The following is a 21,680-nucleotide window of genomic DNA, read 5'->3' as shown; positions in this document are numbered from 1 at the left end:
GCTGAAAAAAAGAGTGCTTAGGCACTCTTTTTTATTTTTTGTTATGCCTTTGCAACAATCCATATTGTTGTCATATTTCTGTCGTATCTTACTCTATACATTGAATATTGGATCTAATTAGGCATGAGAAAGATTTTGCAAAGCATGGCAACGCCAATTGTGTTATTTAGTTTTGGTCTTGTAATGCTGGGCTGTGGCCAAACCCCTGCCCCTGAAGCAACTGCCCAGCCTGAAACCAATGTCAATTTAGAACAACAGGTGACTGAAGAAACAACAGCGCAAACCAGTGAACTCAAATCAGGCAGTATGTTTTATATGGTACGCGACGTTGCTGATGTACAGTTAAAAGCAGGTAGTTACATTGCTGACTTGCAACAGACCCAAACTGACTTGCAACAAGCAGTTGATTTACAAGATCATGAAAAATTAGAGGCTGCTGCCAAAAATTTACATAGTCAATTAACAGGCTTTAACCAAGCTTTAAATAGCCTTGATCTAAAAAGTCAGGAAATTGCCGACATTCGCCACAATATTATTGAGGCCAATGAAAAAGTGTTAGCCTCCGAGTTTCTAAACGGTCAACTCAATTTTAGCCAAGTTGATTTTAAGCAAATTGAGGCACAAATGGGCAATGTACAAGCTGAGATGCTGAAACTAGCAGGTCTGCTACTGCCACAAAAAGAAGCTGAATCTTAAGACATATGACAGTGAAGCCTAAGCATAGGCTTCACTGACTTTATACAACCCAATAGCCATAGTACAACACGAAAAAATAACCAGCTTGCTAGCATAACAATAAATTAAAAAGGCAAGGAGAGCTGTATGCAACAGGCTATCTATTCTATTGTCCCAGTAGAATTTCGTTTAGATCTCAAAGACCCTTTTATCTTTACCGCGCATCATATTGATTATTTTCCTGAAGGCAATGCTGATTTAGGTCCTCAACATCCTGCCTTAAATCATGAATATCGCATGCACTATGGCGAGACTGTCCCAGGTTTTCCTGAACATCCGCATACTGGTTTTGAAACTATCACCCTAGTAGAGCAAGGTGTGGTGGATCATTTTGATTCTTTAGGCAATGGCGGACGTTATGCCGCAGGCGACGTGCAATGGCTGACCACAGGCAATGGGATTGAACATTGTGAAATGTTTCCTTTAATTCATGAAGATCGCGCCAATACCATGGAATTGTTTCAAATTTGGTTTAATTCATCACCCGAACAAAAACAACAAGATCCAGATTATAAAATGCTGTGGCGTGAACACATTCCGCATGTCTATTTAAAAGATGCCAATGGTCAAACCACTGATATTCGCGTTATTTCAGGGCGATTACATGATCAAAAAGCACTTCCCCGTCCGCCACACTCTTGGGCAGCAGCACAAGAAAATCACGTCAATATTTTCCTGCTACAAATTCCAGCACATGCTCAAGTGACCCTACCTGCAACCACTGCAACTTCAACGCGTTTTGCCTATTTCTATCAAGGCTCAAATCTTGAATTATTTGGTCAAACAGTGAAGTTTAAGCATCTCATTGAGCTTCAAGCTGATGTAGAGGTCACCTTAACCGCGGGTGATAAAGAAGCACGAATTTTATGGTTAGAAGGCGAACCAATTGGCGCACCTGTAGCCATGCGTGGGCCTTTTGTTTTAAATAGTGAACAAGAACTTGATGCTGCTTTTCGTCGTTATCGCGCGACCCAATTTGGCAATTGGCCATGGCCAAGTTCTGCACCTACTTTTAAACGTGAACAAGCACGCTTTGCAACCTATGGCGGAGGTAAACGCCAAGAATTCCCTGAAAAATAAGCAACTTGTGCTTATGTGAAAACCACCCTATGCTGCTCTTAGTGTTATAAAAGCAGCTTATTTTGATGCAATTAATTATTTTTTGTGGCGTACAAGCTTCGGGTAAATCGACCTTTTATCAGCAGTATTTTTATACTACACATTTACGTTTAAATTTAGATATGCTCAAAACAAGGCACCGTGAAAATTTGCTCTTTGAAGCCGCTCTAGCTTCTAAAACTAAAATGGTGATTGATAACACCAACATAAATATCGAGGCACGCAGTCGTTATATCGCGCGAGCAAAAGCTGCTGGTTTTGAAGTGATTGCTTATTATTTTGATACCGATTTAAAAAGTACTTTAATTAGAAATAATCAGCGAATAGCTAAAGCCCAGATTCCTGAAATTGGCGTACGAGCAACCTATAGAAAACTTGAAAAGCCAACATTGCGCGAAGGCTTTAGCGCAATATATCAGGTCAAAATTATAGGTAATGGCGAGTTTTCAATTCAAGTATTTGATGCTGTTTGACGCCATGCCTTAAACGCAACCTGCATCTTTGCTTCTGTTAGTGGGTCAACTTGCTGTGCTTTTAGTTGTTTAAAATTGGCTTGGTAGACTTGGTGGCTAAAATCTTTGGCAAGTTGCTCTATGGCGGCTCTACCCTGCTCTTGGTAAGCTAAAATTTGCTGCTGAGTTAATTGTAAATGCCAGCAGTGCATCGCATCGCCTGTATCTACGGCAAAGCCTAAATAATATTGGTCTTGTTGTTGATAAAGTTCCCAAAAATGGGGTTGTTGTTGGATCAGCTTCATTTTTTAATTGTGATGTTGTAAAAAATAAATGTATAGCATAAAAAAGCTTTCATGATTAAATGCACGTTCAAACTTTCACTGTGCTTTAATTAAAAATTCTTTTATCTTGAGCTTAAGTAGTAAAACTTTGAAATAATAAACCAGAGCCAAGGCTATCAAGCGATTTATCTAATCAAAATGATGAGCAATAGAAAATTTTCTCTTGCGTCACCACAAAATACATCTCTTAAATATGAAAAAAAGTACCGCCTTACTCACCATTCTGTGTAGCACAATTTTGCTGACCGCTTGTGTCTCATCAGCGCCAAGTGTTCAAACTGATGCACAGCGCCTAAGCCAAATTCAGCAGGATATTGCACAGAGCTTTACCAAAGCCAATACTGCAGGTGTGTTGTTATTTCAAAAAAATGATCAAATAGTGATTACAGGAAATCAGCTGCATAGGGCAGATCAATTCTTTATTCCTGCTTCGAGCTTTAAAATATTCAATGCATTGGTTGCGCTTGAATATCATAAAAGCAATCCCAACGAAATTTTTAAATGGGATGGTCAGCCTCGTGCCTATACACATTGGCAAAAAGACATGAGTATGGTTGAAGCTATGCAGTTATCTACTGTGCCTGTATATCAAGAGATCGCCAAGCGTATTGGTTGCAAACTTATGCAGGCGGAGTTAAAACGCCTGCATTATGGTAATGAAACCATGGGCGATGTGATTGATCGTTTTTGGCTTGATGGCCCCTTAGAAATTAGCCCTCGTCAGTTTTTAGGCTTTATTACTAAACTTTCACACAATACCTTGCCCTTTAGACCTGAAGTGCAACAGACTGTCAGTGAAATGTTGCTCATTGAAACTCATCCAAGTTACAAGCTGTATGGCAAAACAGGTTGGGGAACAACTCAACCATACGATGTCGGTTGGCTTGTTGGATGGATTGAAACTGCAAATCGTGAAGTTATTCCTTATGTTCTAAATATACAAATGAAACAAGGAATGGATCCAAATCTTCATAAGGAACTTCTCATCAAGTCATTGCATGTATTAGCCCCCGTAAAAACGGACAGTTAACTTGCTAATTTTAGCGATCGAAATTCTCGAGGAGATTTCATTTTTAGCCCACTATGCGGATGATTGCAATTGTAATCTTCAATCCAATTGGGTAAACATCGTATAACTGTTTGTGCATCAGGTACATCATTCAGATACACATAATCCCGTTTAAAAGTTTTAACGAAAGCCTCAGCCATTCCATTACTCTGTGGACTACGGATAGGTGTTGTGCAAATACGAAACCCTAATGACTGAGCAAATACACGTGTTGCATGGGCGATGTAGCAGCTACCATTATCTGTAAGCCATTCAATCATATGTGGAAGATGAGAGACCACACCGAAGCGTCGTTCTATACTCTGCACGAGTACATCACAGACCATCTCACTGCTAATCCCTGCGGTCGTTACAGCGTAGCTCATGATCTCTCGATCACAGCAATCTAGGCTAAAGATCACTCGTACCTTTTCGCCATTCCAACATTTAATCTCAAAGCCATCGGAACACCAACGCATATTCGATTTTGACATAATGACTTTTCCCTCGTGTGTACGATCGTTTTGAAGTGGCTCAGATCGAGTCAGGAGTAAATCATTCTGTTTCATGATACGGTAGATACGCTTATGATTTACCTGCTTCAGTATGAGATTACTCGCCTGTAAATTGCGATTAAGATGCGCTGTAACACGCCGATAGCCATTACTTGGTCGTTGGTCGCAAATATCCCGAATGATCGGCAGTAGAATGTGATCATCCGCCTTGTTATACCTCGAACGAGACTTCATATTCGGTTGCTTCAAACGACGATACAAGTTCGATCTCGACACACCGAGTGTTCGTGCTATTTGTTGTGTTGGGTATCGTCTGGTGGTAATAAGGGCATGTGCGATATGTACTTTTTTGTCTGAGCGATCTCTAATGCATCTTTGAGAATTTCTGCTTCAACGGTCTTTCGACCGAGCATCTGTTCAAGCTGTTTTATTTTTTTTAATAATGAATTGTAGTCTGAAACACTCACGACTTGATCATTCGCTTCCACGGCAGTTACTCCACCATCTTGCATAAGTTTCTTCCATTTAAACAGCAAACTTGGCGTAATTCCATACTGTCTAGCAACGGAGGAAACGGATGATCCTGGTTGCATGGTCATAGCAACAAACTGTGCTTTCTCTTGACCTGTATAACGTCTACGACGCTGAACAGATGTAATAACTTCAATACGTTCCATAAGACACTCCTTAACTCTAGTTCTATGCCTAGGTCTTAATTGTGAGTGTCCGTTTTAATTGGGGGTTAATACATTGCAGAAGTTAAATATTATTTGATTCATTAATTCAAGCCATAAAAAAACCACCCTTGCGGGTGGTTTTTTCAATCTTAAACCGTCTCTTATTGAGCGCGGTTTTTGATTTTGCGGATCGTTTCTAACTGAGCAGCAGTTTCTGCAAGAGCAGCTAATGCAGCAGCAGCGTCCAAATCGCTCTTTTGATTTGCAAGCAAGTTTTCAGCATTTTTACGTGCTTCAATAATTGCTGCTTCATCTAAGTTTTCTGCACGGACTGCAGTATCTGCAAGCACCGTAACAACATGCGGTTGAACTTCTAGAACACCACCAGATACATAGATCAACTCTTCTGTACCATTTTCAAGCACAACACGAATCGCGCCAGGCTTGAGCAAAGTTACCAATGGTGTATGACCAGGCATAATACCGAGTTCACCACTAGCACCTTTTGCGATAATCATGCTGATTGTGCCTGAGTACAAAGACTCTTGAACACTTACAACATCACATTGCATAGTCGCCATGAGAATCTCCTAAATTAGGGAACTAATTAAAGTTTCTCAGCTTTAGCAATAACTTCGTCAATACCACCAACCATGTAGAACGCTTGTTCTGGGATGTGGTCGTATTCACCAGCTAGAAGACCTTTAAAGCCACGGATTGTGTCTTTAAGTGGTACAAGTTTACCAGGCGCGCCAGTAAATACTTCAGCTACGTGGAACGGTTGAGAGAAGAAACGTTGGATCTTACGTGCACGGTATACAGTAAGTTTGTCTTCTTCAGCCAATTCGTCCATACCAAGAATTGCAATAATGTCTTTCAATTCTTTATAACGTTGAAGAACGTTTTGAACTTGACGTGCAATTGCATAGTGCTCTTGACCTACAACAAGTGGGTCTAACTGACGTGAAGTAGAGTCAAGCGGGTCGATCGCAGGGTAAATACCTTGAGATGCGATATCACGGCTTAATACTACAGTTGCGTCTAAGTGAGCGAACGTAGTTGCAGGTGATGGATCTGTTAAGTCATCGGCAGGTACGTATACCGCTTGGATTGACGTAATAGAACCAGACTTAGTCGATGTAATACGTTCTTGAAGAACACCCATCTCTTCTGCAAGAGTCGGTTGGTAACCTACTGCAGATGGCATACGACCTAGAAGTGCTGATACTTCAGTACCTGCTAGTGTATAACGGTAGATGTTGTCTACGAACAATAATACGTCACGGCCTTTACCGTTTTCGTCTTTCTCGTCACGGAAGTACTCAGCCATAGTAAGACCAGTTAACGCTACGCGTAAACGGTTACCTGGTGGCTCGTTCATCTGACCGTAAACCATCGCTACTTTGTCAAGAACGTTTGAGTCTTTCATCTCGTGATAGAAGTCGTTACCTTCACGAGTACGCTCACCAACACCAGCAAACACAGATAAACCTGAGTGTGCTTTCGCGATGTTGTTGATCAACTCCATCATGTTTACAGTTTTACCAACACCGGCACCACCGAACAGACCAACTTTACCACCTTTCGCGAACGGGCATAGTAAGTCGATGACTTTAATACCAGTTTCTAAAAGGTCAGTAGAAGCCGCTTGTTCTGCATAAGAAGGCGCAGAGCGGTGAATTGGTAAACGCGCTTCAGTCGCAACAGGACCAGCTTCATCGATCGGGCGACCAAGAACGTCCATGATACGGCCTAAACATGCTGTACCTACTGGTACAGAGATCGGCGCTTGTGTGTTAGTTACGTTCAAACCACGCTTAAGGCCTTCAGTAGAACCCATTGCAATAGTACGAACTACGCCATCACCAAGTTGTTGCTGAACTTCTAATGTAGTTTCAGTACCGTCAACTTGGAGAGCGTCATAGATCTTAGGAACGCTGTTACGTTCAAACTCGACGTCGATAACCGCGCCGATGATCTGAATGATACGACCGCTACTCATTGCTGTCTCCTCAATTCAAACTAATATATGTTAAACGGCAGCGGCACCACCAACGATCTCAGAGATTTCCTGAGTAATCGCGGCTTGACGCAGCTTGTTATAAATAAGTTGTAGGTTCTTGATCAACTCACCCGCGTTATCTGTTGCAGCTTTCATTGCAACCATACGAGCAGACTGCTCACACGCGATGTTTTCGATCACACCTTGATACACCACAGACTCGATGTAACGAACCAATAAGCCATTTAAAAGCTCTTCAGCTCCTGGCTCATAGATGTAGTCCCAACCGTATTGACGGTTCAGACTCTCGCCTTCTTCAGCAGCTGCTAAAGGAACGAGTTGTTCGATCTTTTGGTTTTGAGTCATGGCGTTGACAAAGCCGTTAGACACTAAATAAATGCGATCTAACTCGCCTTTATCATAAGCGTCTAACATCACCTGTACAGAACCAGATAACTGTTCAAGACTTGGTGCATCGCCGACATTCGTCGTTGCGCCAAGCACTTTACCGCCGTAGTTTTTAAAAAACGAAACCGCTTTTTGACCAATCAAAGCAAATTGAACTTCAATTGACTGCTCTTGTTGCTGTTGAACGTGTTTAACCACTTTTTTGAACAAGTTAATGTTCAAACCACCAGCAAGGCCGCGATCTGAAGACACGATAATATAGCCAACGCGCTTTACAGGACGTTCAACCATATAACGGTGTTTATATTCAGGATTCGCTTGAACCAAATGAGCAATTACACGGTGCATATTTTCGGCATACGGACGGCCTTGAGCCATGCGCTCTTGCGCACGACGCATCTTAGAAGCTGCCACCATCTGCATCGCGCGAGTAATTTTCTGCGTGCTTTTGATACTAGCTACTTTGGCGCGAATTTCTTTTAAATTTGCCATACGCTTAACCTAGTATTCGAAGGCCCTTTCGAGCCTCCGAAGGTTGATTCCGTGAACCAAACCAACACTAAATCCAACAATTGTTGAAATTAGTAAGTTTGAGTCGCTTTGAACGTTTCAATACCTGATTTGAATGCTGCTTCGATGTCTTTATCCCAAGCACCAGTCTCATCAATTTTTTGCATTAACGCAGCGTGCTCTGAACGGAAGTAAGAAATTAACGCAGCATCAAAGTCTACGATTTTCTTCACTTCTACGTCAGCCATGTAGCCTTCGTTAGATGCATAAATTGAAACAGCTTGGTCAGCGATTGAGTATGGAGCGTATTGTTTTTGCTTCATTAACTCAGTTACGCGTTGACCGTGTTCAAGTTGCTTACGAGTTGCTTCATCAAGGTCAGAAGCGAACTGAGCAAACGCTGCTAATTCACGGTACTGTGCAAGAGCAGTACGGATACCGCCAGACAGTTTTTTGATCACTTTAGTCTGCGCAGAACCACCAACACGAGATACAGAGATACCCGCGTTCACAGCAGGACGAATACCTGCGTTGAATAATGATGTTTCTAAGAAGATCTGACCGTCAGTGATCGAAATTACGTTTGTTGGTACGAATGCAGATACGTCACCCGCTTGAGTTTCAATAATCGGTAATGCAGTTAAAGAACCAGTTTGGCCTTTAACTTCACCGTTGGTGAATTTCTCAACATAGTCAGCAGAAACGCGCGAAGCACGCTCAAGAAGACGTGAGTGAAGATAGAATACGTCACCTGGATACGCTTCACGACCTGGTGGACGACGTAATAACAATGAAATTTGACGGTAAGCAACAGCTTGCTTAGACAAATCATCATAAATAATTAATGCGTCTTCACCGCGGTCACGGAAGTATTCACCCATTGTACAGCCAGAGTACGGAGCAAGGAAAAGCATTGCTGCTGGATCCGCTGCCGCTGCTGCTACAACAGTTGTATACGCCATAGCGCCAGTTTCTTCTAACTTACGTACAACGTTCGCGATTGTTGATTGTTTTTGACCAACAGCTACGTATACGCATTTAATGCCAGAATTCTTCTGTGCGATAATCGCATCGATCGCCATCGCTGTTTTACCAGTTTGACGGTCACCAATGATCAACTCACGCTGACCACGGCCAACTGGAATCATTGTATCTACTGATTTATAACCAGTTTGTACAGGTTCATCCACTGATTGACGCCAAATTACGCCTGGTGCTACTTTTTCAACAGCATCAGTTAATTTTGCATCGATCGGGCCTTTACCATCAATCGGGTTACCAAGAGCATCAACTACACGGCCTAAAAGTTCTGGACCAACCGGAACTTCTAATACACGACCTGTGCAACGCGCTTTTTGACCTTCTTGAAGGCTTAAGTAGTTACCTAAAACAACGACGCCCACTGAATCCTGTTCTAGGTTCAGTGCCATACCATAAAGGCCGCCGTCGAATTCGATCATTTCACCGTACATTGCGTCAGCAAGACCGTGAATGCGCACAATACCGTCAGATACCATAACAATGGTACCTTCGTTTTTAGCGGTTGCGCTGGTGTCCAGATCGCCGATACGCTGTTTAATGAGCGCACTGATCTCGGATGGATTCAGTTGTTGCATTGCGCTATACCTCAATCTTTTTAAAGTTCAGTCTTCGAGCAATTACGCAAGAAGACGAGTCCGCATTTTTTCAAGCTTATTAAGCGCAGAATCATCTATCACTTGGTCGCCTGCACGAATAACAACACCCGCAATTAACGCTGGGTTCACTTCTACAGAAACATTTACTGCTGCTTGGAATTTCTTCTCTAAGGCATGTGCAAGTAGTTGTTCTTGTACAGAAGTTAATGGAAAAGCCGATTCGATCACGACATCCACAATATTGTTATTCTGTGATTTAAGCTGTTCGTATTCCGCTGCAATTTCAGGTAGAAGACTCAAACGACCATTTTCAGCAAGCAATGTCAAAAAGTTTGACACTGCTGCGGTTTGGTCTTCACCTAAAACTTTAGCAAAAAGACTTACCTGCTCAGCAGGATTAAGCTCAGGGCGATTTAGATAAGCTGAAAATGCTTCGTCTTGCACCGCAGCACTGAGCAAGTTAAGCGCAGTTGACCAAGAGTCAGCTGCGTTTTGCTCAGAAGCGTAAGCAAATGCTGCTTTTGCGTAAGGGCGTGCCAACGTCAAGAGTTCAGCCATAATCCGCCTCTCTTAAAGTTTAGCAGCCAGCTGAGTCAGCATGGCATTGTGAGCTTCTGCATCAACTTGCTGGCTAAGAATTTTCTCAGCACCAGCTACTGCAAGAGCAGCCACTTGTTGACGTAATTGTTCGCGAGCCGCATTGATTTCAGTATCAACAGCTTCTTTAGCCTGTTGACGAATGCGCTCACCTTCAGCTGCTGCTTGAGCACGCGCTTCTTCTACCAATTGCGCACCGCGACGGTTCGCTTGTTCGATCAATTGAGCCGCTTGTGCTTTAGCTGCGTCGAGTTCAGCTTTTACTTGTGCTTGCGCATCCGCAAGGTCAGCTTTTGCTTTCTCAGCCGCATTTAAGCCGTCAGCAATTTTACGCTGACGCTCACTAATCGCATTGATTAGTGGTGGCCATACAAACTTCATGCAGAATGCGACAAACATCGCAAACGCAATCGCTTGGCCAAACAATGTGAGGTTGATATTCATTGCAAATTCCTCAAATAGTGAATTTCGGAATTAAGCTGATTAACCTACAAATGGATTAGCGAATAGGATAAATAAGCCAATACCAACACTGATCATTGGGATCGCATCAAGAAGACCCGCTACGATGAACATACGTGTTTGAAGTTGTGGAGCAAGCTCAGGCTGGCGAGAAACAGCTTCTAGGAAACGACCACCTAATAGTGCGAAACCAATACCAGTACCTAATGCAGCAAAAGAAATTAAGATTGCGACTGCAATAGCAGACAAACCAAGTACTAATTCCATGAAAAAATCCTCAAATGTTAGGTTAAATCAAAACTAATAATCATCTAACCATTAACGAACAATTAGATAAAAAAATACGATTAATGCTTTTCACTTGCCATACTTAAGTACACGATGGTCAACATCATAAATACGAAAGCTTGCAGTGTAATTACAAGAATATGGAAAATTGCCCAAGGTACAGACAATGCCCATTGGATCCAGAACGGTAATAATGCAATTAGGATGAAGATTAACTCACCTGCGTACATGTTACCAAACAGTCGTAGAGCCAATGAAACTGGACGTGCTAGGAAAGTAGCTAACTCTAAAACTAAATTTACTGGAACTAGTAAAATTTTAAATACAATATTATTTGAACTAAACGGGTTGAATGCAAATTCGCCTGCAAAACCACCTAAACCTTTCGCACGAATACCGTAGAAGAAGATTAAAGCAAAAACAGACAACGACATACCTAAAGTCACGTTGATATCTGTTGTTGGAACAATCTTAAAGTAGACGTGATGCGGGTCCATGCCAAATACGTGTGCACCGATCAATTGAGCTGTATACGGGATAAAGTCAACTGGGATTAAGTCCATCAAGTTCATGAGGAAAATCCACACGAAAATGGTCAATGCAAGCGGTGCGATTAAACGCGATTTGCCATGAAAAGTGTCGCGAACATTTGAGTCAATGAACTCGATAATCATTTCAATTGCAGACTGGAACTTGGTCGGAACACCAGCGTTTGCAGCTTTCGCTGCAACCCAGAACAGAAAACAGAAAATGATACCAAGGCCAATTGACCAACCCATTGAATCCAAATGAATAGCAGTGAACCCCATCTGTTGAGCTTCTTCAGCAGTTTCAGCTAACTTCCACGAACCGTCTGGCATTTTGCCATAGGTCATGTTAGTCAAGTGATGCTTGATATACTCGGTCGAAGTAAGGGCATGTTCTTCAGCAGCCATAAATCACACCTGGTCAATGTCAAATACTAATATAGAGATAAGCGAACATCGCGTGCTGCTTGATATCTCGCTCAACTCCAAAAAACTTTTCAATTTTTGCTTGTGCTGATACTCATCGTTTTAGACGTGACACACAAAAAGGTGCGACCCACGACATGGCTTGAACGAGAATAAAACCACAGAACAATGCCCCCGCTGACAACGGTTCGACATTACTCAAAATCAAAACGAATCCTACGATCACAATCGCAAACTTACCCATTAAGCCTCTAAACATGTTCAAATAAACTTGTTGAGAAGCTCGAGCGCCTGCTGTACGAAAAGATTGCCACGTAAAGTAGCAACTCGCGAGCCAACAGACAAATGCACCTAAAGCTGCACTTAAGGCCACGGTTGAGTCTTTTACAACCCATCCTATCAAGGCTGAAACAGGAATCATGCATGCTTGTAAGAAGACCAAAGCTTTCGCTAATCGTCGGTCAATCAAGCGACTAGTTCGGCTCATTTTTTATCCACTCACAGCAATGACGCTTGACAAGTTTAGCTGATGATCGTTTTTAATCGCAGGCATTATAGAGTTACACCCCTGAACATGCAATCTTTTCCCGACCTTAGTCGCGTTTTTTTGTATGTTGGCATGTAATCAATAAACCTAGCAATTTGCATATTTTTTGCTTTACTTTCGTGCATTTAATACACACTCATGAGTTTTATCAGCCAATGATTGCCACGCTTGCACAAAATTCGTCTCATGACTCATGCTTTCATCTACCGTGCTAAACACGATATTGCCTAATTTTTGATACTGACTTTTGCTCGCATGTCCTTCAGCAAGTAAGCACATTTTACGATATGGACGGTTGTCATTAAGATATTTAATTTGCGCAACCGTTGCCCCCACATGTGGATCATCGGTTAAAGCACCAGCAAACTTCAGCTTGAGCGGACGCTCTAAATATTGATAGGCATCATGATAAGCCCAATAGCTTTTACCCGTACTACTATGCGTATATTTTTGTGCAGTTAATAACATGCTTTGCGCAAATTGTTTGGCATTATTCCAATACATTTCACGCTTTTCAGGCATTTGTTGTGAACGTAGCGCCGCAATAAAGAATCCAATACGTACCGCATTATTTGGATCTAACCACACATGGGTATCTACACTGTTTTTAATCGCCACTCCGCGGGTATTACGTAGCGGCAGGGTTTGTAAAATACCCGAATCTAATAACGCAATCGCTTTGCCATCATTGGCCAATAGTTTTTCTAAAGGGGCTTCATGTGCTTTACCTAACCACAATACCAACGAGGCATCTTGAATCAACTTACGATGATTGGGCGTTAAACTGACATCATGTCCTGATTGTTCCGCCAATAACAAAGTTGGTTTTTCTACCCCTTTGGTAATTTCCTTGGCAATGAGATAGATCGGCTGTGTAGACACGACTAGACCTTGCGCCCACGATAAACTCGTAAACAAAACCAGTGACACAAATGCTATTAAACGGGACATGAGGAGAAATCGCTAAATTTTTAACTGTTGTTATAATATAACAACTCGACAAAAATACCTACGCGTAATCGAAACTCAAAGCGCTTCGTGCTAAAATTTAATGTCCACTTTTCTTGACTCTCTGAACTGAGGTTTGCGCATGAGCTTATGTTCGCATGAACACCACAATGTCTTGCACGGCGTCCACGATCATCACAATGTGGCAGCGCGTCTTGCGGAAGCAGAAAGCCTGTGTGCCACTAGCGGCGCGCGTCTAACCCCACTACGTAAAGAAGTATTAGAACTGATTTTAAATGCCAATGGCCCGATGGGTGCTTATGACCTATTGGCTAAAATTAAAGGTCAATCTGATCGTCCGGCTGCACCGCCTACCGTCTATCGCACCTTAGATTTTTTATTAGAAAAAGGTTTAATCCATCGTTTAACCTCTATTAATGCTTACATTCCTTGTTGTCATCCACGTGAAGGACATCAGGCCGCTTTTTTAATTTGTACCGAATGTAAAGTGGTTAAAGAGGCATCAGCACAAACCTTATTACAACAATTGAAATCTTTAGCCGATGATGATGGCTTTACCCCACATCACAGCATTATTGAGATTTCTGGCATTTGCCAACAGTGTCAAAAATAATGAATAACCCATTAATTGAATTACGTGGCATTCAGGTCCGTATTGATGAACGTGACATTTTAAAAAATGTTGATTTTAGTCTGCATCCTCAAGAAATTGTGACTTTAATTGGTCCCAACGGTGCAGGAAAATCAACTTTAATTAAGGTGTTACTGGGTATTCTTAAACCCAAATCTGGACACGTGATCAGCCATAAAGCGCTGAAATTTTCCTATGTGCCACAGAAGTTTAATCCTTCACATAGCTTGCCGCTTAGGGTGTGTGATTTATTGGCCTTAGAAAAATGCGATGCTGAGATTAAGCAACAAATTATTCGTGATACCGGTATTGCCAAGCTTGAGCGCTCTAAGGTTCAACAACTCTCAGGGGGCGAACGGCAACGTGTACTAATTGCACGCGCTTTACTGCGCCAACCGGATATCTTAGTGCTAGATGAACCGATGCAAGGTTTAGACATTCAGTCTGAAGCTGAACTGTACCACTACGTCAGCAGTTTACCAGCCAAATATGGCTGTGCCGTGCTGATGGTGTCGCATGACTTACAATGGGTGATGCAAGGTACGCATCGTGTGGTGTGTTTAAACAAACACATTTGTTGCAGCGGGACACCTGCCAATGTACAGCAACACCCCGAATACCAAGCAATTTTTGGCACCAATCGCGTCTTTTACCAACATCATCATGACCATTGTGCACATGGTGATTCAGCTACGCCGTGCCAACATGATCCACGCCCGCATATTCACCCAGAACCGGAAGTTTAAAACATGATGGATTGGTTACAACTGCTGTTACCTGCATGGACGATGGGTACACTCTTGGTATTTTTAACCGCGCCACTGGGCTGTTTAATGTTATGGCGCCGTATGTCATTTTTTGCCGATACAATGGCGCATGGTACCTTATTGGGGGTTGCCATTGCTGGTGCGATGAGCTTACCGCTTTGGATGGGCGTGACTTTTATTGCGCTGCTGTTAGTGGGCATTCTTTGGATCCTGCATGATCCACGCCTACCAAACGATGCGCTACTGGCACTGTGCTCGGCTACTTTACTGTGTTCAGGTTTATTGTTTATTCAACATATTCCAAGTTTACGCCCTGAACTGCTCAGCTATTTATTTGGTGACTTACTGCAAATTGCTTGGTCAGATTTACCTGTCTTTGCCTGCGTCATCATTGCTGCACTTGTGGTGTTATATAAATATTGGCATCAACAAATCCAAGTTGCGATTGACCCTGATATTGCAGTCAGTGAAGGGATTAATGCCAAATGGCAACGTTTAGTGTTTATGTTACTGTTGGCTTTATTTACTGTATTGGCGCTTAAAGCTGTTGGTTCATTACTCATGGGCGCATTACTAGTCATTCCCGCTTTGACTGCACGCCTGTTGGCACACTCACCTAAACAAATGCTGATTTGGGCTTTTGTAGTGGCACAAATGGGTATCAGTGTTGGTTTATGGTCAAGTGCAGGTCTCAATATCTCAAGTGGCTTAAGTATTGTCATTACCATGTCAATGCTGTTTGCCCTGATCTTTAGCGTACAAAAACTACGCAAAATAGCGTAAAAGCACTCCCCTCCCCTCGCTTGAAAGCTAAAAATTCCTAAAAAAGTCACCTTCAGTGGCTTTTTTGCTTTTAACTTACAATGTTGTAGGTGAAAGCTTACATCGTATAGTGCCAATCGTCGCTTGGGCAAAAGTTCGCTGTGACTTATTCTAACTACATCAGGAACAGGAAGTTCCGGAACATAAAACAATAATTATAAGTTCTTACATCAGGAACGTGAGGTACGACAGGAGTTATACCTAAACCTACCCCCATCTAGAATAGCCCGACAGGATGTCGGGCTATTCTTTTATTGATGAACCAAACTGAGTAAAATTGCTGCACCTGCAAACAGCGTGGCAAAACTTTTATTGAGAATTTTTTGTTGTTTGGGTGATTTCAATAAGCGAAGCACTTTGGCCGCCAATCCGGTATAACCCGCCATCACGATCAAATCAATACTAATCATGGTGATGGCCATCATCACATACTGTGGCCATTGTGGCCGTGATAAATCTAAAAATTGTGGCAGTACCGCCAGTAAGAATACAATCGCTTTGGGATTACTCATATTAACTAAAAAGCCACTGAGCACAAGTTTTACAGGCGACTTTAATTGGGTGTCTTGTGCAATTTGAATGGATTGTACTGGCGCACGCCATTGTAAATAAGCCAAATACAACAAATACGCCACCCCAAACCATTTAATCGCTAAAAAGGCCCACGGACTGGTCGCAAACAATACCCCTGCCCCAGCAGCGACAATCGCAATTTGCACCAATAAGGCCAATTGCAAACCCAACGCATTCCAATAGCCACGGCGAAAACCATAGTTGAGTCCACTTGACATCGAAGCGATTGCCCCTGCGCCAGGCGAAATACTAATCACCCAACATGCCAGCATAAAACCTAGCCAAAGCTGATACGACATCATCTCAACCCACTGCAAAAATTACGCTTATTATAGCGTCGTACTGAACTCATCGCTGTGAAATTTTAAGCCTACTCTATGCACAGCATAACTGCTCGGGCACAATAGGCCCGAGCCAAATAGCAAAAATATATTCAAGGAGCTGATTATGACCGCACAATCTGTCATTTTGCCACTACCTTCTGAGCATGCCCGTTTTATTGTTTTACGTCTAAAAGATCTAAACATTAATCAACTCAAGCAGCAACTTGCAGCACTGTTTAGCACACGCGATCGTTTAATCACTCAACATCCTCAAGCTCAAGTAAAAACTGCAGTGGCATTTGGCCCTCAGCTGTGGCAGCAGCTCTATCAGCAAGCACCGCAAGGCTTTAAACAACTCGAACCGATTCATGGCTCATTTACAATGCCTGTGGTTGAGGCGGATGTGTTGATTCATATTGCTGCACAGCGTAGTGACATTTGCTTTGCCTTAAGCCAAGCTTTCTTTGACGGGATTCAAGATAAAGTAGACGTATTAGATGAACGCGTCTGCTTCCGTAATTTTGATGGACGTGACCTAACCGGTTTTATTGATGGCACAGAGAACCCACAATTCCCAGATGATCGTGCTGAAACTGCATTATTGCCTGAAGATGCAGGTATTTTTGCCGATGGCTCATTTGTCTTTGCCCAACGTTATGCCCATGATTTAGGAAAATGGAAAAAACTCAAAGTTGATGCACAAGAACAAGTGATTGGCCGTACTAAATTAGAAAGTATTGAACTTGATGATGATGTAAAGCCTGACAATGCACATACCGCACGCGCCATTGTAGAAGACGAAGATGGTGAAGAATTGGCCATTTTGCGTCATTCACTGCCTTATGGGGATGGTCGTGGTGATCAAGGTCTATTTTTTATTGCCTACACCAACGATTTAAGCATTATTGATCAAATGCTCTTGCAAATGTTTGGCAGCAGTGGCGATGGGATTCATGACCGTCTGCTGCATTTTGTTACTCCAAAAGATGGAGCATATTACTTTGCCCCAAGCGAAGAATTGCTCGAAGAAGTGCTGACAACAGCATAAAAAAAGGCGCTTTAAGCGCCTTTTTTATTTAGAACGTTACACGTCGATATGGACGGTATTGCGGTGTCCAGAAGTTACTTTCAATCATCTCTTCTAAAGCCGCATCATCAATAATCGGTGCTACTCCATCTGCCATAGCCGCTTTTGCCACTCTAAAGGCAATGAAGCGCGATACTTTTTGGATCTGATCAATTTCAGGTAATAAATCAGCAGTAATATCTTGGAGTTTTGGAGAGCATTCTGCTAAAGCATTACTCGATGCCATTAACATCGCATCGGTCACACGGCTAGCACCCACTGCAATTACCCCTAAGCCAATGCCTGGGAAAATATACGAGTTATTACACTGCGAAATATTGTAAATTTTGCCTTGATAATTCACAGGTGCAAATGGACTACCTGTTGCGATTAAAGCATGCCCTTCAGTCCAGGCGATCACATCACTTGGCGATGCTTCAACACGTGACGTTGGATTAGAAAGCGGTAACACAATCGGATGCTCGCAATGGCTGGCCATCGTGCGAATGACTTCTTCGGTAAATAGACCCGGTTGACCTGATACACCAATCAGTACACTAGGTTTGGCATTTTTCACGACATCCAATAATGAAATCATGTCATTGATGTCAGCCCAATGGCTTACATTGGCAGGGTTTTGTGCTAATTTACGTTGGAAATCTAATAAATTTGGCTGATTTTCAGTAATTAAACCAAAACGATCCACCATAAACACCCGTGCACGCGCCTCGGCATCGCTTAAGCCTTCTGCCACCATTTGCGCCACAATTTGTTCTGCAATTCCACAACCAGCCGAACCTGCACCTAAGAATGCCACCACTTGGTCTTTGAGTTGTTTACCTGCAGCACGACTTGCAGCAATCAGACTACCAACTGAAACCGCTGCCGTACCTTGAATATCATCATTAAAGCAGCAGATCTTATCGCGATATTTCATCAGTAATGGCATCGCATTTTTTTGCGCAAAGTCTTCAAATTGAATTAAGGCTTCAGGCCAACGACGTTGAATAGCATCGATGACTTCATCCACAAAGTCATAATACTCATCGCCACTAATACGTGGCTGCGGCAGCCCCATATAGATGGGATCATTCAGTAACTGTTGGTTGTTGGTGCCAACATCTAAGGTAATCGGCAGCGTATAAGCTGGGCTAATCCCACCACAAGCGGTATACAGCGATAACTTACCAATAGGGATACCCATACCACCAATGCCTTGATCACCTAAACCTAAGATACGTTCGCCATCAGTGATCACAATCACTTTAACGTTTTTCTTAGTCACGTTATGCAAAATGTCGTCAATATGACCACGATCTGCATGCGAGATAAATACGCCACGATGACGACGGTAAATATCAGAAAAACGCTGACAGGCTTCGCCCACAGTTGGGGTATAAATAATAGGCATCATCTCACTTAAATGATTTTCAATTAAGTGATAGAACAAGGTTTCATTGGTGTCTTGAATATTACGTAAATAGATATGACGGTTAATGTCATCATTAAATGCGCAGTATTGTTGATAAGAACGCTGGCTTTGCTCTTCAATACTTTCAATAGCATGTGGAATTAAGCCATGCAAATTAAATTTGCTACGTTCTTCTGCAGTAAATGCTGAACCTTTATTGAGTAAAGGAAGTTCTAGCAGATTGTGGCCTGCATAAGGGAGATATAATGGTTTTTTGAAATCGTCTGCGGTCATGCCTAAGCTCGTTATTGTGTTTTGCAAAAATGGGGTTAGCTGTCGTACCCCTTGCTTAAAGATGCCTAAGCTTAACCCTATTTTTAACAAAATGTATATTTAGTAAATTGATAATGATATCAAACTAATTTCTTTTATTAATACCACTAAAATTAGCCTGAGTTCGGGCAAAAATCCAACTTAAATCACATTTTTTTCGCATCCATACTTAGACAAAGCCATTATTTTCGCTACTCTAAGCACAAAGCCACATCTTACACTTTAAAAATTCGTGTTAGGGCTAAGCCTAGACAGAGTTCAGCTTACAATCGTTAATTCCGTTTAAGACTACAATTTAGTCATTTAATAGCGAAATGATCGTAAGCATATTATCAGTTTAAAATCCAAGCAAACAAAGGTCTTAAAATGCTCATTTTTACAACTCAAGATTAAACTTTTTGACTGCTTTGCTATGATTCAACAACCCTATTTTCCGTTATGGTTTGCTTAGCCTTATACAGCTTAAATCTTAGCGAGGCTTAAAAAACATCGCACATTATTTATTCACAACAAATGGCTTCACCTAAAGGCACGGAAATTTGCTATATTTGCTGTTTTTCTGCGACATTTATTTTCGACTGAATATGAACACGGCAATCCAAGCAGCGCTCGATCATGCAGTGCAAGCCCTTCAAGCTGAAGGTGTACTCCCATCCGACTTTAATAATAGCGGTAACTTAACGCGTACTAAAGACCGCAGTCACGGTGACTTTGCGTCAAATATCGCCATGATCGCGTCGAAAGCTGCGGGTATGAAGCCTCGTGATTTAGCGGAAAAGATTTTAGCAGCACTTCCTGAAGTTGCAGATATCAGCAAAGCTGAAATCGCAGGTCCAGGTTTTATTAACTTCTTCTTAAATGCTGACCAACGTTTTGCAGTGCTAGATGCCATTCAAGCACAAAAAGCAGCTTTTGGTCGCACCCAAGTCAATGCGCAAAAACGTGTCCAAGTTGAGTTTGTCTCTGCAAACCCAACGTCTAGCCTACACGTAGGGCATGGTCGTGGTGCAGCGTATGGTATGACAGTCGCAAACCTGTTAGAAGCAACGGGTGCCACTGTTGACCGTGAATATTATGTCAATGATGCTGGCCGTCAAATGGACATTTTGGCAACTTCTACTTACCTACGTTACTTAGAATTAACAGGTCAAGAATTAGTCTTCCCAAAAAATGCTTACCAAGGCGACTATGTTAAAGAAATCGCACAAAGCATTATTGACCAAGATGGTGATGCACACGTGCGTCCTGTAGCAGATATCTATAAAGATGTACCTGAAGACGTACAGTTTGCTGCCGAATTGGATGCAGATGGCAACAAGGTCGTTTTATCTGGCGACAAAGAAAAGCATATCGATGGTTTAATTCATAACTCACAAGCGTTAATTGGCGAAGGTTACCGCGTATTCCACCAAGCAGCTTTAAAAGCCATTCTTGATGACATCAAAGATGACCTTGGCGAATTTGGTGTTACGTTTAATCAATGGTTTAGCGAAGCTTCATTAACTGAGAAAATTGAAGAAGCACTACAGACCTTAGACCAACGTGGCTTCCTTTATGAAAAAGACGGCAACATCTGGTTTAAATCCACTGAATTTGGCGATGAAAAAGACCGTGTGGTGAAACGTCGTAATGGTCAAACTACTTACTTTGCCTCTGATATTGCTTACCATCTGAATAAATTACAACGTGGCTATACCGATATCGTCGATATTTGGGGTTCAGACCACCACGGATATATTGCACGTGTGAAAGCAGCGATTGATGCTATGGGTTACGACTCTAAAAAATTGACCGTACTTTTGGTTCAATTTGTTAGCTTATGGCGTGGCGGCGAGATGGTGCAAATGTCATCTCGTTCAGGTCAGTTCGTAACTTTACGTGACCTACGTAAAGAAGTGGGTAACGATGCGGCTCGTTTCTACTACGTGATGCGTAAATCAGAGCAGCACATTGACTTTGATTTAGACTTAGCTGTGTCACAAAGTAAAGACAATGCGGTGTACTACATCCAATACGCGCATGCACGTATTTGCCGTATGTTAGAAAAAGCAGCCTCCTTAAGCATCAACTTTGATGCAACAGTTGCGCGTGGCTTAGCTGCTAAACTTGAGCTAGATGCTGAAACTGAAATCTTAGCCAAGCTTGCTGCTTATCCTGAAATTGTTGCGCGTGCTGCTAATAGCTACGAACCGCACCAAGTGGGTAATTATTTAAAAGAACTGGCAGCGTTATTCCACGGCTGGTACAACGAAAATAAAGTACTAGGTGACGACGCTGAGCTCACTCAAGCACGTTTATTGTTATCAGTGAATGTACAGCAAGTGCTACGTAACGGTTTAGAGCTACTCGGTGTATCTGCACCAGAGAGCATGTAATACCTTTATAGGGCTGCCCTTTCTTGCTGCTCATCATCTTTTGAGCAGCAAACTTAAAGTGCATCAAGCACTTTATATTCACGATGTAATAGATTGTTATTACATGGTGAGTTCAA

At 42.2% G+C, this 21,680-nt stretch carries 23 protein-coding genes; 9 read left to right on the top strand and 14 right to left on the bottom strand.

The window, feature by feature from the left end; translation table 11 throughout:
- Positions 1 to 123 precede the first annotated feature (123 nt).
- The 3 genes from AC5YCI_RS13685 to AC5YCI_RS13675 all read left to right on the top strand — a co-directional run bounded on the left by AC5YCI_RS13685 (position 124) and on the right by AC5YCI_RS13675 (position 2,327).
- Complete coding sequence (locus AC5YCI_RS13685; RefSeq protein WP_496130324.1) at positions 124 to 696, top strand: PM1805 family lipoprotein; 573 nt, start codon at positions 124 to 126, stop codon at positions 694 to 696.
- Between the two features lie 126 nt (positions 697 to 822).
- Positions 823 to 1,815 (top strand): pirin family protein, encoded by a 993-nt coding sequence (locus AC5YCI_RS13680; RefSeq protein WP_496130323.1) that lies wholly within the window; start codon positions 823 to 825, stop codon positions 1,813 to 1,815.
- A 65-nt stretch (positions 1,816 to 1,880) separates the two neighbouring features.
- A complete protein-coding gene (locus AC5YCI_RS13675) occupies positions 1,881 to 2,327 on the top strand; it encodes an AAA family ATPase (RefSeq protein ID WP_496130322.1) in 447 nt (148 codons plus the stop codon).
- Here AC5YCI_RS13675 and AC5YCI_RS13670 read toward each other — a convergent pair.
- A complete protein-coding gene (locus AC5YCI_RS13670; RefSeq protein WP_496130321.1) occupies positions 2,306 to 2,611 on the bottom strand; it encodes a hypothetical protein in 306 nt (101 codons plus the stop codon). The genes AC5YCI_RS13675 and AC5YCI_RS13670 overlap by 22 nt on opposite strands.
- 232 nt (positions 2,612 to 2,843) lie before the next feature.
- On the opposite strand from AC5YCI_RS13670, the gene blaOXA reads away from it, so the two are divergent.
- On the top strand, positions 2,844 to 3,680 hold the full coding sequence (blaOXA, locus tag AC5YCI_RS13665) for a class D beta-lactamase (protein ID WP_496175707.1): 837 nt from the start codon (positions 2,844 to 2,846) through the stop codon (positions 3,678 to 3,680).
- On the opposite strand, the gene AC5YCI_RS13660 is transcribed toward blaOXA, so the two are convergent.
- From AC5YCI_RS13660 to AC5YCI_RS13610, 11 genes are all read right to left on the bottom strand, one after another.
- A protein-coding gene (locus AC5YCI_RS13660; RefSeq protein ID WP_496175706.1) for an IS3 family transposase occupies positions 3,677 to 4,890 on the bottom strand; the annotation gives its coding sequence in 2 pieces (ribosomal slippage) (positions 3,677 to 4,563 and positions 4,563 to 4,890; 1,215 coding nt in all). The two genes, blaOXA and AC5YCI_RS13660, sit on opposite strands and share 4 nt — an antisense overlap.
- A 161-nt stretch (positions 4,891 to 5,051) precedes the next feature.
- A complete protein-coding gene (locus tag AC5YCI_RS13655; protein WP_496130319.1) occupies positions 5,052 to 5,471 on the bottom strand; it encodes a F0F1 ATP synthase subunit epsilon in 420 nt (139 codons plus the stop codon).
- A 26-nt stretch (positions 5,472 to 5,497) separates the two neighbouring features.
- Positions 5,498 to 6,892: a F0F1 ATP synthase subunit beta gene (gene atpD, locus AC5YCI_RS13650; RefSeq protein ID WP_496130318.1), complete on the bottom strand. Its 1,395-nt coding sequence runs from the start codon at positions 6,890 to 6,892 to the stop codon at positions 5,498 to 5,500.
- 30 nt (positions 6,893 to 6,922) lie between these two features.
- Entirely contained in the window at positions 6,923 to 7,792 is an 870-nt protein-coding gene (gene atpG, locus AC5YCI_RS13645; RefSeq protein ID WP_496130317.1) for a F0F1 ATP synthase subunit gamma, read from the bottom strand.
- Between the two features lie 89 nt (positions 7,793 to 7,881).
- Entirely contained in the window at positions 7,882 to 9,426 is a 1,545-nt protein-coding gene (gene atpA, locus AC5YCI_RS13640) for a F0F1 ATP synthase subunit alpha (protein ID WP_496130316.1), read from the bottom strand.
- 42 nt (positions 9,427 to 9,468) lie between these two features.
- Positions 9,469 to 10,005: a F0F1 ATP synthase subunit delta gene (locus AC5YCI_RS13635; RefSeq protein WP_496130315.1), complete on the bottom strand. Its 537-nt coding sequence runs from the start codon at positions 10,003 to 10,005 to the stop codon at positions 9,469 to 9,471.
- A 12-nt stretch (positions 10,006 to 10,017) separates the two neighbouring features.
- Positions 10,018 to 10,488 carry a F0F1 ATP synthase subunit B gene (locus AC5YCI_RS13630; protein ID WP_496130314.1) on the bottom strand — a complete coding sequence of 157 codons (471 nt, stop codon included), beginning with the start codon at positions 10,486 to 10,488 and terminating at the stop codon, positions 10,018 to 10,020.
- A gap of 39 nt (positions 10,489 to 10,527) precedes the next feature.
- A complete protein-coding gene (atpE, locus tag AC5YCI_RS13625) occupies positions 10,528 to 10,773 on the bottom strand; it encodes a F0F1 ATP synthase subunit C (protein WP_104989258.1) in 246 nt (81 codons plus the stop codon).
- 80 nt (positions 10,774 to 10,853) lie between these two features.
- Entirely contained in the window at positions 10,854 to 11,729 is an 876-nt protein-coding gene (atpB, locus tag AC5YCI_RS13620) for a F0F1 ATP synthase subunit A (RefSeq protein ID WP_496175705.1), read from the bottom strand.
- A 112-nt stretch (positions 11,730 to 11,841) separates the two neighbouring features.
- Complete coding sequence (locus AC5YCI_RS13615; RefSeq protein WP_496130312.1) at positions 11,842 to 12,234, bottom strand: ATP synthase subunit I; 393 nt, start codon at positions 12,232 to 12,234, stop codon at positions 11,842 to 11,844.
- A gap of 171 nt (positions 12,235 to 12,405) precedes the next feature.
- Positions 12,406 to 13,245 (bottom strand): metal ABC transporter solute-binding protein, Zn/Mn family, encoded by an 840-nt coding sequence (locus AC5YCI_RS13610; protein WP_496175704.1) that lies wholly within the window; start codon positions 13,243 to 13,245, stop codon positions 12,406 to 12,408.
- Positions 13,246 to 13,384: 139 nt separating this feature from the next.
- On the opposite strand from AC5YCI_RS13610, the gene AC5YCI_RS13605 reads away from it, so the two are divergent.
- From AC5YCI_RS13605 to znuB, 3 genes are read left to right on the top strand one after another with little or no spacing between them, the layout of a single operon-like run.
- Positions 13,385 to 13,876: a transcriptional repressor gene (locus tag AC5YCI_RS13605; RefSeq protein ID WP_496175703.1), complete on the top strand. Its 492-nt coding sequence runs from the start codon at positions 13,385 to 13,387 to the stop codon at positions 13,874 to 13,876.
- Positions 13,876 to 14,640: a zinc ABC transporter ATP-binding protein ZnuC gene (znuC, locus tag AC5YCI_RS13600; RefSeq protein ID WP_496130309.1), complete on the top strand. Its 765-nt coding sequence runs from the start codon at positions 13,876 to 13,878 to the stop codon at positions 14,638 to 14,640. Before AC5YCI_RS13605 ends, znuC begins: the two co-directional genes overlap by 1 nt.
- Before the next feature lie 3 nt (positions 14,641 to 14,643).
- On the top strand, positions 14,644 to 15,444 hold the full coding sequence (gene znuB / locus AC5YCI_RS13595) for a zinc ABC transporter permease subunit ZnuB (RefSeq protein WP_496130308.1): 801 nt from the start codon (positions 14,644 to 14,646) through the stop codon (positions 15,442 to 15,444).
- A gap of 290 nt (positions 15,445 to 15,734) precedes the next feature.
- On the opposite strand, the gene AC5YCI_RS13590 is transcribed toward znuB, so the two are convergent.
- Entirely contained in the window at positions 15,735 to 16,355 is a 621-nt protein-coding gene (locus AC5YCI_RS13590) for a LysE family transporter (RefSeq protein ID WP_496130307.1), read from the bottom strand.
- Between the two features lie 148 nt (positions 16,356 to 16,503).
- On the opposite strand from AC5YCI_RS13590, the gene AC5YCI_RS13585 reads away from it, so the two are divergent.
- Positions 16,504 to 17,427 carry a Dyp-type peroxidase gene (locus AC5YCI_RS13585; protein ID WP_496130306.1) on the top strand — a complete coding sequence of 308 codons (924 nt, stop codon included), beginning with the start codon at positions 16,504 to 16,506 and terminating at the stop codon, positions 17,425 to 17,427.
- Between the two features lie 28 nt (positions 17,428 to 17,455).
- On the opposite strand, the gene AC5YCI_RS13580 is transcribed toward AC5YCI_RS13585, so the two are convergent.
- Positions 17,456 to 19,150 carry an NAD-dependent malic enzyme gene (locus AC5YCI_RS13580; RefSeq protein ID WP_496130305.1) on the bottom strand — a complete coding sequence of 565 codons (1,695 nt, stop codon included), beginning with the start codon at positions 19,148 to 19,150 and terminating at the stop codon, positions 17,456 to 17,458.
- Positions 19,151 to 19,773: 623 nt separating this feature from the next.
- On the opposite strand from AC5YCI_RS13580, the gene argS reads away from it, so the two are divergent.
- On the top strand, positions 19,774 to 21,564 hold the full coding sequence (gene argS / locus AC5YCI_RS13575) for an arginine--tRNA ligase (protein ID WP_496175702.1): 1,791 nt from the start codon (positions 19,774 to 19,776) through the stop codon (positions 21,562 to 21,564).
- Positions 21,565 to 21,680: the final 116 nt, after the last annotated feature.

This window comes from Acinetobacter sp. CY17, assembly GCF_059515825.1.
The sequence above is the reverse complement of the archived record's forward strand: the minus strand, read 5'-3'. Positions and strand labels throughout refer to the sequence as shown.

Bases quoted from the DNA above. Each gene is read 5' to 3' on its own strand.
- AC5YCI_RS13685 (WP_496130324.1), top strand. From the start codon at position 124: ATGAGAAAGATTTTGCAAAGCATGGCAACGCCAATTGTGTTATTTAGT.
- AC5YCI_RS13680 (WP_496130323.1), top strand. From the start codon at position 823: ATGCAACAGGCTATCTATTCTATTGTCCCAGTAGAATTTCGTTTAGAT.
- AC5YCI_RS13675 (WP_496130322.1), top strand. From the start codon at position 1,881: ATGCAATTAATTATTTTTTGTGGCGTACAAGCTTCGGGTAAATCGACC.
- AC5YCI_RS13670 (WP_496130321.1), bottom strand. From the start codon at position 2,611: ATGAAGCTGATCCAACAACAACCCCATTTTTGGGAACTTTATCAACAA.
- blaOXA (WP_496175707.1), top strand. From the start codon at position 2,844: ATGAAAAAAAGTACCGCCTTACTCACCATTCTGTGTAGCACAATTTTG.
- AC5YCI_RS13655 (WP_496130319.1), bottom strand. From the start codon at position 5,471: ATGGCGACTATGCAATGTGATGTTGTAAGTGTTCAAGAGTCTTTGTAC.
- atpD (WP_496130318.1), bottom strand. From the start codon at position 6,892: ATGAGTAGCGGTCGTATCATTCAGATCATCGGCGCGGTTATCGACGTC.
- atpG (WP_496130317.1), bottom strand. From the start codon at position 7,792: ATGGCAAATTTAAAAGAAATTCGCGCCAAAGTAGCTAGTATCAAAAGC.
- atpA (WP_496130316.1), bottom strand. From the start codon at position 9,426: ATGCAACAACTGAATCCATCCGAGATCAGTGCGCTCATTAAACAGCGT.
- AC5YCI_RS13635 (WP_496130315.1), bottom strand. From the start codon at position 10,005: ATGGCTGAACTCTTGACGTTGGCACGCCCTTACGCAAAAGCAGCATTT.
- AC5YCI_RS13630 (WP_496130314.1), bottom strand. From the start codon at position 10,488: ATGAATATCAACCTCACATTGTTTGGCCAAGCGATTGCGTTTGCGATG.
- atpE (WP_104989258.1), bottom strand. From the start codon at position 10,773: ATGGAATTAGTACTTGGTTTGTCTGCTATTGCAGTCGCAATCTTAATT.
- atpB (WP_496175705.1), bottom strand. From the start codon at position 11,729: ATGGCTGCTGAAGAACATGCCCTTACTTCGACCGAGTATATCAAGCAT.
- AC5YCI_RS13615 (WP_496130312.1), bottom strand. From the start codon at position 12,234: ATGAGCCGAACTAGTCGCTTGATTGACCGACGATTAGCGAAAGCTTTG.
- AC5YCI_RS13610 (WP_496175704.1), bottom strand. From the start codon at position 13,245: ATGTCCCGTTTAATAGCATTTGTGTCACTGGTTTTGTTTACGAGTTTA.
- AC5YCI_RS13605 (WP_496175703.1), top strand. From the start codon at position 13,385: ATGAGCTTATGTTCGCATGAACACCACAATGTCTTGCACGGCGTCCAC.
- znuC (WP_496130309.1), top strand. From the start codon at position 13,876: ATGAATAACCCATTAATTGAATTACGTGGCATTCAGGTCCGTATTGAT.
- znuB (WP_496130308.1), top strand. From the start codon at position 14,644: ATGATGGATTGGTTACAACTGCTGTTACCTGCATGGACGATGGGTACA.
- AC5YCI_RS13590 (WP_496130307.1), bottom strand. From the start codon at position 16,355: ATGTCGTATCAGCTTTGGCTAGGTTTTATGCTGGCATGTTGGGTGATT.
- AC5YCI_RS13585 (WP_496130306.1), top strand. From the start codon at position 16,504: ATGACCGCACAATCTGTCATTTTGCCACTACCTTCTGAGCATGCCCGT.
- AC5YCI_RS13580 (WP_496130305.1), bottom strand. From the start codon at position 19,150: ATGACCGCAGACGATTTCAAAAAACCATTATATCTCCCTTATGCAGGC.
- argS (WP_496175702.1), top strand. From the start codon at position 19,774: ATGAACACGGCAATCCAAGCAGCGCTCGATCATGCAGTGCAAGCCCTT.